10 protein-coding genes and 1 tRNA gene are annotated in these 13468 nt (G+C 65.5%); 5 read left to right on the top strand and 6 right to left on the bottom strand.

Annotated elements, in window-relative coordinates:
* Both DPM12_RS22485 and polA read right to left on the bottom strand, forming a co-directional pair.
* The coding region (locus DPM12_RS22485) for a lytic murein transglycosylase (RefSeq protein ID WP_211659259.1) at nucleotides 1–903 on the bottom strand (903 nt) is incomplete at its 3' end.
* A 217-nt stretch (nucleotides 904–1120) separates the two neighbouring features.
* On the bottom strand, nucleotides 1121–3808 hold the full coding sequence (gene polA, locus DPM12_RS22480) for a DNA polymerase I (protein ID WP_211659258.1): 2688 nt from the start codon (nucleotides 3806–3808) through the stop codon (nucleotides 1121–1123).
* Nucleotides 3809–4174: 366 nt separating this feature from the next.
* Here polA and DPM12_RS22475 point away from each other — a divergent pair, with 366 nt between their 5' ends.
* From DPM12_RS22475 to DPM12_RS22460, 4 genes are all read left to right on the top strand, one after another.
* Nucleotides 4175–4534, top strand: a complete 360-nt coding sequence (locus DPM12_RS22475) for a PaaI family thioesterase (RefSeq protein WP_342778824.1) — start codon at nucleotides 4175–4177, stop codon at nucleotides 4532–4534.
* A 242-nt stretch (nucleotides 4535–4776) separates the two neighbouring features.
* Nucleotides 4777–5754, top strand: coding sequence for an ABC transporter ATP-binding protein (locus DPM12_RS22470; protein ID WP_112260579.1), 978 nt, complete (start codon nucleotides 4777–4779; stop codon nucleotides 5752–5754).
* Nucleotides 5755–5759: 5 nt separating this feature from the next.
* The gene (locus tag DPM12_RS22465) at nucleotides 5760–6536 is read left to right on the top strand and encodes an ABC transporter ATP-binding protein (protein ID WP_211659257.1); all 777 of its coding nucleotides are present in this window, start codon (nucleotides 5760–5762) and stop codon (nucleotides 6534–6536) included.
* Nucleotides 6537–6666: 130 nt separating this feature from the next.
* Nucleotides 6667–8007, top strand: coding sequence for an ABC transporter substrate-binding protein (locus DPM12_RS22460; protein WP_112260578.1), 1341 nt, complete (start codon nucleotides 6667–6669; stop codon nucleotides 8005–8007).
* A 536-nt stretch (nucleotides 8008–8543) separates the two neighbouring features.
* On the opposite strand, the gene DPM12_RS22455 is transcribed toward DPM12_RS22460, so the two are convergent.
* The 4 genes from DPM12_RS22455 to DPM12_RS22440 all read right to left on the bottom strand — a co-directional run bounded on the left by DPM12_RS22455 (nucleotide 8544) and on the right by DPM12_RS22440 (nucleotide 13126).
* Nucleotides 8544–9536, bottom strand: a complete 993-nt coding sequence (locus tag DPM12_RS22455; protein ID WP_112260577.1) for a branched-chain amino acid ABC transporter permease — start codon at nucleotides 9534–9536, stop codon at nucleotides 8544–8546.
* Nucleotides 9537–9549: 13 nt separating this feature from the next.
* The gene (locus DPM12_RS22450; RefSeq protein ID WP_211659256.1) at nucleotides 9550–10923 is read right to left on the bottom strand and encodes a branched-chain amino acid ABC transporter permease; all 1374 of its coding nucleotides are present in this window, start codon (nucleotides 10921–10923) and stop codon (nucleotides 9550–9552) included.
* Between the two features lie 161 nt (nucleotides 10924–11084).
* Nucleotides 11085–12410, bottom strand: a complete 1326-nt coding sequence (locus tag DPM12_RS22445; protein WP_158543014.1) for a type 1 periplasmic-binding domain-containing protein — start codon at nucleotides 12408–12410, stop codon at nucleotides 11085–11087.
* Between the two features lie 68 nt (nucleotides 12411–12478).
* Nucleotides 12479–13126, bottom strand: a complete 648-nt coding sequence (locus DPM12_RS22440; RefSeq protein WP_112260575.1) for an ANTAR domain-containing response regulator — start codon at nucleotides 13124–13126, stop codon at nucleotides 12479–12481.
* 142 nt (nucleotides 13127–13268) lie between these two features.
* Here DPM12_RS22440 and DPM12_RS22435 point away from each other — a divergent pair.
* Nucleotides 13269–13352 (top strand) — tRNA-Leu (locus tag DPM12_RS22435).
* Nucleotides 13353–13468 lie beyond the last annotated feature (116 nt).

The following is a 13468-nucleotide window of genomic DNA, read 5'->3' as shown; positions in this document are numbered from 1 at the left end:
GGGCTCCGGCGACTCCGTGGGCTCCGGCGACTCCGTGGGCTCCGGCGACTCCGTGGGCTCCGGACTCGCCGGTTCATCGATCGCATCCGGAGCGTCCACGACCTCCGGTCCTGGCCCGCGCTCGCCCACGACCTCCGAGTCACCGCGATCGTACGCATCGATCCACGCGCGTACCGTCTGCACATAGGCCGCCGAGCCGTTGTACCGGAACAGAGCCGTGTTCAGCCCTTCGTCCGTGGACAGGTCAGCACCGCCGAGGCACAGATAGCGTCCGGCCGAGAGCGTCGCGTCGAAGATGTTGTGCGGATCGGCGACGCCATCCCCCGTGGCATCGACACCAAAGAGCTGCCAGGTGCCCGGGATGAACTGCATCAGGCCGACGGCGCGATCCCAGCTCGAGTGACCGTCCCAGCGGCCACCGTCGGTATCCGAGATGGCTCTGATTCCAGGACCGCCGTCCAACACGGGGCCGTAGATGCGTGGCCGCGTGTCACCGTCCGAGGTGGCCTGACCCCCGCGCGCGTGTTCGGATTCGACCTTTCCGATGCCGGCCAGGATCTGCCACCGAAGGTTGCATCCCGGCTGACGCTCGCTCCAGATCTCGGCGGCACGCTCATATGCATCGAGCACCAAGCCCGGTATCGCCACGCCCCCGCTGCCTGCACGGCGTCTCCCGCCGAACGCATGATCCCCGGTGTCCGCGTCCTGCGCACCCGCCGAGAACTCCTCGACTGACGTCACCGATGCGGCGACTTGGGCCGATTGATCGGTCTGGGCACCAACTTGATCGAAAGCACGTTCACTGACCGGTGGAGTGTCACGGTCGAGGGGGTCTCGCTTCGAGACCTCCTGGGTCGCGTGATTCCCCTCCGGTGTCGCAAGCTCACCACTGAGACAGAACACACTCGCAAGCGTCGCCAAGCCGGCAGCCGCACGGACTACACGCTGCACGAAGACCCTCCGCATCAACTCAACGCACAGCAGCGAACCTGACCCCGCGCCGAACATGGCAGCCATCCCAGCGGCAAGGGACCGGTTACTCCTGGGTCATGAGCTTGTCACAAATGGACGAAGCTGACTACCCCATACAAATCCGAATTTCGTCCGGCGGATCAACCGCTCAATGGGCGGCCTCCTGCCATGTCTGGCCGACGCCGACGGATACCTCGAGCGGAACGCGTAGTTGATGTGCCGCGCCCATCTCCCGCCGCACGAGCTCTTCGACCGCTTCCCGCTCTCCGGGGAAGATCTCGAGAACGAGCTCGTCATGTACTTGCAAGAGCATCCTCGACCGCAGCTTCTCCTCCCGAAGGGCCCGCTCCACGCCGAGCATCGCAACTTTGATGATGTCCGCCGCCGATCCCTGGATGGGGGCGTTGAGCGCCATACGCTCCGCCATCTCCCGACGCTGCCGGTTGTCGCTGGTCAGATCCGGCAGGTAACGACGGCGACCCATGATCGTTTCGGTCCAGCCTTCGGTGGCCGCACGTTTGACGACGTCACGCAGGTAGTCCCGAACCCCTCCAAACCGCTCGAAGTACTCGTCCATCAGCGTCTGCGCCTCGGACACCTCGATCGTCAGCTGCTTGGACAGACCGTAAGCGGACAGCCCGTACGCCAACCCGTAGTTCATCGCCTTGATCTTGGCTCGCATCTCGCTGGTGACTTCCTCGGCCGGAACCGAGAAGACGCGCGACGCGGTCACCGAATGGAAGTCCATGCCCGACGCGAACGCCTCGATCAGCCCGTCATCATCGGAGAGATGCGCCATGATCCGCATCTCGATCTGGCTGTAGTCGGCGGTCAGCAGGCATTCATATCCCTGGCCAACCACGAACGCCTCCCTGATCCGCCGGCCTTCTGCAGTACGAATGGGGATGTTCTGCAGGTTGGGGTCGGTGGACGAGAGCCGCCCCGTAGCGGCAATGGTCTGGTGAAACGTGGTGTGAATGCGGCCGTCGTCAGCAACCGACTTGAGCAGACCCTCCACGGTGACGCGCAACTTCGTGGCATCCCGATGCCGGAGAAGTGCTTCGAGGAAGGGGTGCTCGGTCTTCGCGTAGAGCTCGGCCAGCGCTTCCGCGTCTGTGGTGTATCCCGTCTTCGTGCGCTTGGTCTTGGGCATCTCCAGCTCGTCGAACAGCACCACTTGCAGCTGCTTCGGTGAGCCGAGGTTCACCTCACGCCCGATCGCCGCGTAAGCATCCGACGCCGCATCGGCCACCGACGCCGCGAACGACGACTCCAGCTGTTCGAGGTACTCGACATCGACAGCTATCCCGGTGCGTTCGAGTCCGGCCAGCACGGTGACCAGGGGAAGCTCGACCTCGTCGAGAAGCTTGCGCCCACCTCGACGATCGAGCTCGACGTCGAGCGCGGCTGCAAGATCGAGTACCGCCCGGGCACGAACGGCCTCATCCCGCCCGAGTTGCTCCTCGTCTCCGCCGTCGAGGGAGAGCTGCACATCGGCGCCGGTGGAACTTTCGGTACGCAGCTCGCGCCCGACGAGCCGGAGCACCAGATCGGCCAGATCGTACGAACGCTGCCCGGGAAGCACGATGAAGGCGGCGAGCGCAGTGTCCGCAGCAAGTCCCTCGACCTGCCAGCCTCGCGCCGCGAGCGCGTGCAACGGCCCCTTGGCTTCGTGCATCACCTTGGGCCGTTCGGGATCGGCAAACCATGCGGCGACCGCAGCTTCGTCCTCGGGTGTGAGGTGGGCGGTCTCGAACCAGGCCGTCACGCCGTCCGCAGCAGCCAACGCGACCTCGGTGACATCACCCGTGGCCCGGGCCCACGTGCCACGTACCGACACGCCAGTTCGCCCCGTCGATGCGTGGATGGACAACCAGTCGGCGATCTCGCCAGGTGCCAAACGCACGACATCGAGCTCATATCCGCCGTCTACCTCCGGCTCGGTGGAATCCAGGGTCTGATACAGCCGGTCCCGCAGTACCCGGAACTGCAACGTGTCGAAGACTTGATGCACCTCTTCCCGGTTCCAGGACTGCCGCACCAGGTCATCGGTGCGAATCTCCAACTGGACGTCGCGCATCAACTCGGTGACCTGACGGTTGGTCATCACCTGACCGAGGTGTGCCCGCAGCGCGTCGCCAGCCTTGCCTTTCACCTCGTCAGCCCGGGCGACCAGCTCGTCCAGCGAGCCGTACTGCACGATCCACTTGGCCGCCGTCTTCTCCCCAACCCCCGGTATCTTCGGCAGGTTGTCCGAGGGATCGCCCCGCAGCGCCGCGTAATCCGGATATTGCTCCGGACTCAGGCCGTACCGCTCCTGCACGGCCTCGGGTGTCATGCGGGACAGGTCGGAGACACCGCGTTTGGGATACAAGACGGTGACGTGCTCGTTCACCAGCTGGAACGTATCGCGGTCGCCGGTGCAGATGAGGACGTCAACGTCGTCTTGCGTGGCGCGTGTCGCCAGCGTGGCGATGAGGTCGTCCGCCTCGAAGCCGTCCTTCTCCAGGACCGGAATACGCAGTGCGGCAAGCACTTCCTTGATGAGCTCGACCTGGCCCTTGAACTCGTCCGGCGCACTCACCCGGTTGGCCTTGTACTCCGGGTACATCTCAGTGCGGAATGTGGTACGCGAGACGTCGAACGCCACCGCCACGTGCGTGGGTTCCTCGTCCCGCAACACGTTGATCAACATCGAGGTGAACCCGTAGACCGCATTGGTGGGCTGCCCGGTGGTGGTCGCGAAGTTCTCCACCGGCAACGCGAAGAACGCCCGGTAGGCCAGGGAATGGCCGTCGAGCAGGAGCAAACGCGGGGTATCAGCAACATCAGCCACGGCGCTACCCTAATCCGCCCGGCTGACAATGTCTCCCGGCCTTCGCCGAGACACCACCACGTCGACGTCCCCGCGCTCATCACCCCGACATGCCCGCCGCACAGGTTGCGAGGACGCGGAACCCGCGCGGTGCCTGCCGAGAGCCCGCGCGGTGCCTGCCGAGAGCCCGCGCGGTGCCTGCCGAGAGCCCGCGGGGCGCCTGTCCGGGACCCCACGCCGAGTCTACGCGGCACCTGCTCTGTCAGGATCACTGTCATGAACGAAAAACCCCACCACGGGCCGGGCACGCACGGCTCAGTGCCGCACGCGCCGAACCCGCGCGCCGATGTCTCCAGCGCCATTCCCCGCGCGCCCCTCGATGAACGCATGGGTATCGCCTACCTCGAGGCGAGCGCGCAGCGCGTTGTCGCGCGCATGCCGGTGGAGGGCAACACCCAGCCCGCTGGGCTCCTGCACGGCGGCGCCTCGTGCGTTCTCGCCGAGAGCGTCGGCTCGGTCGCGGCAAACCTGCACGGCCAGCCCGATCGCTTCGCGGTCGGGATCGACATCAACGCCACGCATCACCGAGGAGTCCGCGAAGGCCACGTGACGGCCACGGCGACGCCCGCGCACCAGGGCCAGACGTTCGCGACGTACGACGTGATCATCACCGGCGACGACGGCCGCAAGGTCTGCACTGCCCGGATCACGTGCTACCTCCGCGCCGCAGCTGCGCGCACGTCATGACCCAGCTACCCAGCAAATCGGCCAAACTGATTATGTCGGGCGGAATGAGCGTTACCGCAATATATCGGTCTAGACACATCTGAGCACGACGCACAGTGGTGGTACACGAAGGCGCATGAGAGCGGATATGCTCCGGTCACCGTGTTCCGTCCGACGGCGGGTGTCGAAAACTGCGCCGTTCCCGACGGATACTTGACGTCGTCACGAGCGATCCTCGTCGGCAAGAAGGGAGCTGGTCGCCGATGAACGCGCCGGCCACAGCCCACGACCTGTTCACCGACGTCCCCCACACCCCGGGGGCACCGAAACGCGACCCCATTCTGGTCGCCGACAATGTCGTGCGCCGGTTCGGCGGCCTCACCGCCGTCGACGTCGACCACGTCGAGATTCAACGGGGCTCGATCACCGCGCTGATCGGCCCGAACGGCGCGGGCAAGACGACACTGTTCAACGTCCTCACCGGATTCGACCGCGCCAACTCCGGACACTGGACCTTCCAGGGCCGGCGCATCTCCGGTCAGCCGCCCTACCGCGTCGCCCGCAGCGGCATGGTCCGCACGTTCCAGCTCACCAAGGCATTGACGCGCCTTCCCGTCATCGAGAACATGCGTCTGGGCACCACGGGCCAGCTGGGTGAACGGGCATGGCGTGCAGTGTTCCCCTGGATGTGGCGACGACAGGAGGAAGCCGCCACCGAGCGCGCCGAGGAACTTCTCGAACGCTTCAACCTCGCGCAGATGCGTGACGAGTACGCGGGCGCGCTCTCCGGAGGGCAGCGCAAGCTTCTGGAGATGGCCCGGGCCCTCATGGCGGAGCCGACGATGGTGATGCTCGATGAGCCGATGGCCGGCGTCAACCCAGCGTTGACACAAACACTGCTCGCACACGTGAAAGACCTGCGTGCGATGGGCATGACGGTCCTCTTCGTCGAGCACGACATGGACATGGTGCGCGACATCTCCGACTGGGTTGTCGTCATGGCGGAGGGCCACATCGTCTCCGAGGGACCACCCGAGGTGGTGATGGCCGACCCCGTCGTGATCGATGCTTACCTCGGCCAGCATCACGACGCGCCGCTCACCGAGGAGGACGAAGAGCGCCAGCTCACGGATATCGATTCCACGTTGCAGCGAACCAGCGCCGGGGTAGAGCACGCTGACATACACGACGACACGCACGACGATGCCGCCGCCACTCCCAGCGGTCCGGAGGCACGGTGAGCATGATGAACACCTCTGATGCGACGATGACCGAGAACGACGATCAGGCCGCCAGCACGCAGGACGCTCTCGTCCGCGCGGAGGAGATCGTGGCCGGCTACTTCACGGGCGTGAACATCCTGGAGAAGACCGATCTCTATCTCAACCCCGGCGAGCTCGTCGGCATCATCGGGCCCAACGGTGCTGGCAAGTCCACGCTGCTCAAGGCGATGTTCGGCCTGGTGCGCATCACGTCGGGGAAAGTCTGGTTCAAAGGCGAGGACATCACCGGGCTCAAGCCAAACGAGCTCGTTGCCCGTGGTGTCGGGTTCGTCCCGCAGAACAACAACGTCTTTCCGTCGCTCACCATCGCCGAGAACCTCGAAATGGGGCTCTACCTGGAACCGCGCAAGTTTGACGAACGGTTCGAGTTCGTCACTTCGCTCTTCCCGGCGCTGGCCGATCGACGCAACCAGCGAGCTGGCTCGCTCTCCGGTGGTGAACGTCAGATGGTGGCGATGGCGCGCGCTCTCATGGCCGAACCATCGGTCCTCCTTCTCGACGAGCCCTCGGCTGGTCTCTCACCGGCGCTCCAGGACGAGGTCTTCGTCCGGACCCGCCGGATCAACCGTGCTGGAGTCTCGGTCATCATGGTGGAGCAGAATGCGCGACGCTGCCTGCAGATCTGCGACCGCGGCTACGTCCTGGACCAAGGGCGCAACGCCTACACCGGCCCCGGCCCGGATCTCTTGCACGATCCCAAGGTGATCGAACTCTACCTCGGCAGCCTCGCACGGGCGTGAATCACCTGCGCATGGCTGCCAGGTCACCTCTCGATCACATCTATGTGTCACCACAACCGTAGTGGTAGCGCAGGTGACATAGCAGGTGTACCGTCCGGCTACGAACCTTGTACGGAGGGGAAGGGAACCAATGAGACGCTCTCGAATGCTGCGCGGCATCGCCGCCGCAGCAGCTTTGACGCTCACGCTCGCCGCGTGCGGTGACGACGACGATACGGATGCCGCCGATTCTGAGGAAACCGCCGAGGAGACCGAGGACGACGGAGAGGCAGCGGAGGAAGAGGAATCACCAGATCCAGAGGATCTCGACATCGACCGCCCCGGACGGGACGATGTCCTGGACCTCGGCTACGTGCTTCCCGAATCCGGCGACCTCGCCTTCCTCGGTGCACCGCAGATCACCGGCGTGCAGATGGCGGTCGAAGAAATCAACGACGAGGGCGGTGTGAACGACAGCGACGTCACCCTTGAGACCGGTGACGAAGCGAACAACGCCGCGATCGCCCAGCAGAACACCGCACGCTTGATCAATGCTGGTGTCGACGCCGTCGTGGGCGCGGCTGCCTCCGGGATGTCGCAGGAGATCATCCAGCTCCTGCACGACAACCAGATCGTCCAGTGCTCAGCCTCGAACACATCACCCGACTTCACCGAGCACGAGGCCAACGAGTTTTACCAGCGCACGGTGCCCCCGGACGAGGCTGTCACCCCCGTGATTGTCGACACGTTGCTCAATGACGGGCATCAGGACATCGCGATCGTCGCCCGGGCGGACGACTACGGCATCGGCCTGGCCGACCTCGTCCAGGAGAACTTCGAGGCCGCCGGCGGGTCCGTCGTCGCGCGCAACGACTACGATCCGCGGACTGCCGACTTCTCCCCCGAGGTGTCCGACGTGACCGGCGCCGACCCGGACGCCGTCGTGGTCATCGCGTTCGGCGAAGGGGCAACGTTCATCCGGCAGGCGATCGAGTCCGGCATCTCCGCCGATCAGATCTACGGCAGCGACGGACTCTTCGGGCCCGGACTGGTCGACGACGTCAACCCCGACGACTCCGGATTCATCGCGGGCATGACGGTTATCGGCGCGGCCGGTGGCGAGGACTTCAACAGCCGTCTCGAAGAGCAGCTGCCCGAGGACGAGTCCGGCAACTACATCTACGGCGGCCAGGCGTACGACTGCACGATTATCATCGCGCTTGCCACCATCGCCGCGGATTCCGTCGATCCGGTCGACATCAACGACGAGATCGACGGCGTCACGAAGGACGGCGAGCAATGCACCACGTTCGCCGAATGCCGTGACCTCCTCGACGACGGCGAAGACATCGACTACGAGGGTGCCAGTGGTCCATTGGAGATCGACGGGGCCGACCCGGCGTTTGGCCGCTACGCCATCGCCGAGTTCCAGGACGACGGTTCCCTTGAGGTCGTCGGCGACCAGGACATCGACCTGGCTGACCTCCAGTAGGTCCACGCGCTCACCCGACAGCAGAACGGTCGAGCACACTCCACAGTTGACGGTGCGGGCCCGGGATCCAACAGAGATCCCGGGCCCGCACTTTTATGTCTCCTGCCCGCGGGCCATGGTGCGTGAAGTTCCAGCACCCCCGTGCGGAGAATGGGTCACTATCACGACCATTTTGCCCCACACCACCGACCGAAACTCCGCATCGATCACGATCAGCCGCAGCAAGCCGGGCCATCACTGGCGACGAGCCACGGCATAAACTACGAGCCCGCAGCACGAACCATCCGAGCCACAGCACGAACCACCTGAGCCACAATCACCTGGCCCTCAACCGTCCGGGTGAAGCGCATCCGATGCTCTGAGGTGCATCGGATGCTCTAAGAGCGGGAGAGTCGCCTGACAGCGGCATCCCAGGCACCGTTGGTGATGCCCGGAGCGGGATGCCGGGGTGTGGCGCCGAGCCGGCTTTGCGCCGCGCCCAAGCGGTCGAGCCGGCTTTGCGCCGCGCCCGAGCGCGGTCGAGCCGGCCTTGCGCCCTAGCGAGCGCCGAGGACCATCTCTTTCTTGTTGCCCAGCAAGCCCTGTGGCCGGAAGACCATCAGCAGCACGAGTGTCACGCCGATCAGCGTCATGATGGTCGCGCCGCTCCCGCCACCCTCGGCCATGAAGTCGGGCAGCAGGTCCGCGCCGGCGGCCTCCCGCAGCGCGCTACTCACCGAGCTGTAGAGGAACCAGAACAGCACCGCGCCGAGCAACGGACCGTACTTCGACGCCGCTCCCCCGAGGATCAGAATCGTGTACGCGAAGAAGGTCACGCGCGGATCGTAGGTGTCAGGGTTGGCAGTCTGGCTGCTCAGCGTGAACATGATCCCGCCCAGGGCGCCGATGGCACCGCCGATCATCAAACTTTGCAGTTTGTAGCTGAACACGTTCTTGCCCAGCGATCTCGCGACTTCCTCGTCCTCGCGAATGGATTTGATCACGCGGCCCCACGGACTGCGCATCAGCATGATCACCACGAACGTGGCAAGGAATGCGATTCCCCACGTGACGATCAGTGACCATAGCTGCCCGTGCGGGTACGACACGGGCCCGATGCCATAACTGCCGGTAGGGATCGGATTGATGTCTTGAAACGACGGGCCGGTCGATTGCAGACCGAACGGCCCGCCCGTGACGTCGCGCGCCGGTCCCGACCGCACGATCAGCCGTAGCACCTCGGCCACCGCGATCGTGGTGATCGCGAAATAGTCGGTACGCAGCCGCAGGGTCGGGATTCCCACGAGCAATGCGAGAACGATTGACGCTCCCAGGCCGACGAGGACGCCGAGCCACAGCGGGCCGTTCAGCGTGACGGTGGTGACCGCCACACCGTACGCTCCGACGAGCATGAAGCCGACCTGGCCGAAGTTGAGCAGGCCGGTGAACCCGAAGTGCACGTTCAGGCCGATGGCCAGCAAGGCATACGCGGCTGCCTGCGGGCCGAACGCACCGCGCAAGCCGTCCGTGAGAGCTACCCAGATATCCACGTCATGCCTCCTGCTAGCCGACCCGCTCGCGTCGTCCGAGAATGCCTTGCGGCCGGACCAGTAAGACAACAATCAACGCCAACAGCGCCCACATGAACTTCAGTTCCGGCGGGAACCACAACACCGACAGCTCGGTGACCAGGCCGATAACCAGACCACCCGCCATGGCACCGTAGGCCGTCCCGATGCCTCCGAGAATCACGGCAGCGAACATGAGCAGCAACAGCCGGAAGCCCATGAACCAGTCGGCGGACACCGCCGAGCCGAAGAATATGCCGCCGGTAGCCGCGAGACCGGCACCGAGGATCCACACGGTCAGGATCACCCGGTCCACGTCGATGCCCGACGCCGACGCGAGGGCCGGATTGTCTGCCACGGCCCGGATGGACTTGCCCATCCGCGTGCGCTGAAGCATCATCGCCACCCCGCCCAGGAGCAGTACGGACAGCCCCATGATGGTCATGTCGCGAGGTGTCAGCGACACGGGACCCATCTGGACGGCCTCTTGCCCCACGAAGTCGCGATACGTGCGCGGCGAGCCGCCAAAGAACAACAAGAGCACGTGGCGGATCGCCAGACCCACACCGATGGTGATGATGAGTAGCTGGAAGATGCCCAGCCGTCGCTGGCGCAGCGGACGGAAAAGCCCGCGTTCCAACCCGGCACCCAGCAGTGCCACCAGCACGATCGTGATGATCGATGCTGGAATGAGGTGGATGCTCGGTCCGCCCATGTTGGCCAGGCCGACGTTGAAGAACCAGGCGAGCAGGGCACCTGTGGCCACCAGGTCGCCGTGCGCGAAGTTGATCAACCGGGTGGTACTGAAGACCAGCGAGAGTCCCACCGCTGTCATGGCGATGATGAGCCCGAACTTGATGCCGTTCGCCACCGAACGAAGGAAGGCCTGGATCTGTTGCCGGCCCTCTTCCTCCTCGCCTAACTGGAACACCGCAGGCGCTACTCGACCCGACGTGACCTGAACCTCGAGCGGATTGCGTTCCGGATCCTGCAGCTCGGCGCCTTCTGGCAAAGTCCCCTCGTCGAGGAGGATGGTGTAGGTCCCCGGCTCCGGCACGGGAATCATCCACTGCCCATCAGCATCGGTCGTGGCCTGGCCCACCTCGTCGCCAGCGCTGTCGCTGACGGTCAGTGTGACGTCCGGGATCGGTTCACCCTCGCCGTCGCGGAGCATTCCACGAACACCCTGGTCCGCTTCCTCTTGGGCAGCCACGAGACCGCCCGACGAGACCAGCGACGCGCCCGCCGACGGACCAGCTGACGTAGCAGCTGGCATCGCCGCTGACGTGGCCATAGCCGGACCACCAACCAAGAGCGCGAGCAACCAGGTGACACCGACCGCCACCACGATGTGGCGTAACCGCAACAAGCGCGTCTCCTCCCGACAACTCCGCCTGCTGGTCTGCCCAGTGGACGGCTCGTCACTGCAATTGAGGCAATTTATGCCGACTCACCCATCCTGCGCACTTCGCAAGCTCCCATAAACACCGGTTGTTAGGACACTGTGACCTCGCCTGCAACGAATGGTGACTACCCATCGGAGTCCGCACGGACCCACGTCCCGCCGTCGAGGATCATGATCTGCGGACCTGCGTCCATCCGGTCACCATAATCGTCGAACGTCACCTCTCCCGTGACCCCCTCGAACGTCACCTCTGCCATCTCCCCGGTGCAACCCTCCCGGGCATCTCGCGCCGACGACGCCGGGGGCAGGCACCCGTTCAGAACGGTTGCCACGGCCGTTGCCGCATCGTAGGCCGCAGCGCCGTAAGGGCCGACGGCATTCGCCTCCGCGTCGGCCACGCGAGATTCGAGCTGCTCGGGCATGGCGTCTTCGGTCGGCGTCAGTTCTCCGGGCTCGGCCGTCCACATACCGTCCGCCGACGACCCGGTCTCGGCCAGGAAGTCGTCCGTCTTCACCACCGTTCCGCCGAGCAGCTCGACGTCCATATCCTGCCGGACCGCCTCGTTGACCGCTCGTGCCGCGACGTCCGAACGCCCGGCGACGAAAACAGCGTCAGCACCGTTGTCCCGCGCTTCAGCAAGCATCGGCCCGACGTCAGAGATTTCGATCCGGTCCGCGTCGGGGTCAGCGTCGGCGTCGGCGTCGGCGTCGGCGTCGGCCCCACCATCGCCCTCGTCGCCAGATGCCCCGCCGTTTTCCTCGTCGCCGGCTGTCTCGCCGTCCTCCTCGCCATCGCCGTCGTCACTGCCGTCGTCCCCCTCACCGTCGCTCTCTCCGTCGCTCTCGTCACCGTCATCGGACGCGTCGTCACGCTCGTCGACCCGGAGCACCTCTCCCCCGTTCTCCCGCACGGCGGCAGCGAACACGTCGCCCTCGCCGTCGTCTCCGGTGTCGATCACGGCGACGCTCTCCGCGCCGAGCCCGCCGGTGGCGTGGCGGGCCAGGGCCTCCAACGGAGGTTCAGCGCTCACCGCCGTGCGAAAGTAGGTGCTGTACGGCCGCAACGGCTGCGCCGCGTCCGCGCCACGGGTGTGTGCCGGAACGGTGTCAGCCGGCGAGACGAAGAGCAACGACGCCGCATCGAAGACCGGCTGTGCCGAGCGAACGGTCTCGGTGGACAATCCTCCGATGACGGCAACCGCGTCGGAGTCGACGATCTCCCCGGCGATGTCGGCAACATCCTGCTCGGAGGCGTCGTCGTCGATCAGCTCGACGCCGACCTCCCAGCCGTCCAGCTCGATCGTGTCTTCGAGACCCAGCTCGACAGCAGTGGCGACGCCCTCACCGCTGGCCGTACCCTCCGGGACGAGGACGGCGACGCTCGCCTCGCGCGAGGGTTCTCCACCCTCGCTGACCGCGTCTTCGAGGACACCACAGGACGCGAGCGCCACCGTGGCGCACGTGGCTACGCTTACCGCCGGAGGTGCCCAGCGAATCCGCCGACGTGCCCGCCGGATCGTCAGCCGTCCTTCGAGTCTTCCTGGCCGGATTCCTCGTCGGAATCTGCGTGCTCTGTCAGGATGACCTGCGCGACGCTGCGCATCGAGGTGCGCTTGTCCATCGCCGCCTTCTGGATCCACCGGAACGCCTCCGGCTCTGTCATGCCGAACTGAGTCTGCAATATGCCCTTGGCTCGATCGACGAGCTTGCGTGTCTCCAGTCGCTCCCCGAGGTCGGCAACCTCTTGCTCCAGTTGGAGGATCTCCTCGTGCCGGGACAGCGCCATCTCGATGGCTGGAACCAAGTCCGACTTGGAGAACGGCTTGACCAGATAGGCCATCCCGCCGGCCTCTCGGGCTCGCTCGACGAGGTCGCGCTGGGAGAATGCCGTGAGGAACAGGACCGGCGCGATGCGCTGACCGGCGATGCGCTCCGCCGCAGATATGCCGTCCAGTACCGGCATCTTCACGTCCATCACGACAAGATCGGGCCGGTGCTCCTCGGTCAACCGCACGGCGGTCTCGCCGTCGGCTGCCTCGGCCACCACCTCGTAGCCCTCCTCCCGGAGCATCTCGATCAGGTCGAGACGGATCAGCGACTCGTCCTCGGCCACGAGAACGCGTCGCGCGGGAGCGGTCTGGGTCTCGGGAGTTGGCGTATCGGTCACGCGGGAAGCCTACCGCTGCCGACGTCGTTGTAGACGAAGGGTCGGGGCATGTCCCGCTGATGAGGCGTGTCGTCGCAGGATCAGGCGGGGTGATTTCGCGCGACGCCGGGGTCCGCGCTACCCTTCATCCTGGTTCTTCTCGGCCCGAGTGGTGGAATTGGCAGACACGATGGACTCAAAATCCATTGCTCTTGTGGGCGTGCGGGTTCGAGTCCCGCCTCGGGCACCCCAAATCCCCGCTGATCATGAACACTAATCCACTTGTACAGGTCGGCTTGTGTGGGTCTTCGGATCCTGGCGGGGTGCTGGGTTCATCGGACGATGATGGAGCCTAGTACTCGC

Source organism: Phytoactinopolyspora halophila (genome assembly GCF_003287285.1).
GTDB classification, from domain to species: Bacteria; Actinomycetota; Actinomycetes; order Jiangellales; family Jiangellaceae; genus Phytoactinopolyspora_A; species Phytoactinopolyspora_A halophila.
The sequence above is the reverse complement of the archived record's forward strand: the minus strand, read 5'-3'. Positions and strand labels throughout refer to the sequence as shown.

Bases quoted from the DNA above. Each gene is read 5' to 3' on its own strand.
- DPM12_RS22460 (WP_112260578.1), top strand. From the start codon at position 6,667: ATGAGACGCTCTCGAATGCTGCGCGGCATCGCCGCCGCAGCAGCTTTG.
- DPM12_RS22475 (WP_342778824.1), top strand. From the start codon at position 4,175: ATGGGTATCGCCTACCTCGAGGCGAGCGCGCAGCGCGTTGTCGCGCGC.
- DPM12_RS22465 (WP_211659257.1), top strand. From the start codon at position 5,760: ATGAACACCTCTGATGCGACGATGACCGAGAACGACGATCAGGCCGCC.
- DPM12_RS22470 (WP_112260579.1), top strand. From the start codon at position 4,777: ATGAACGCGCCGGCCACAGCCCACGACCTGTTCACCGACGTCCCCCAC.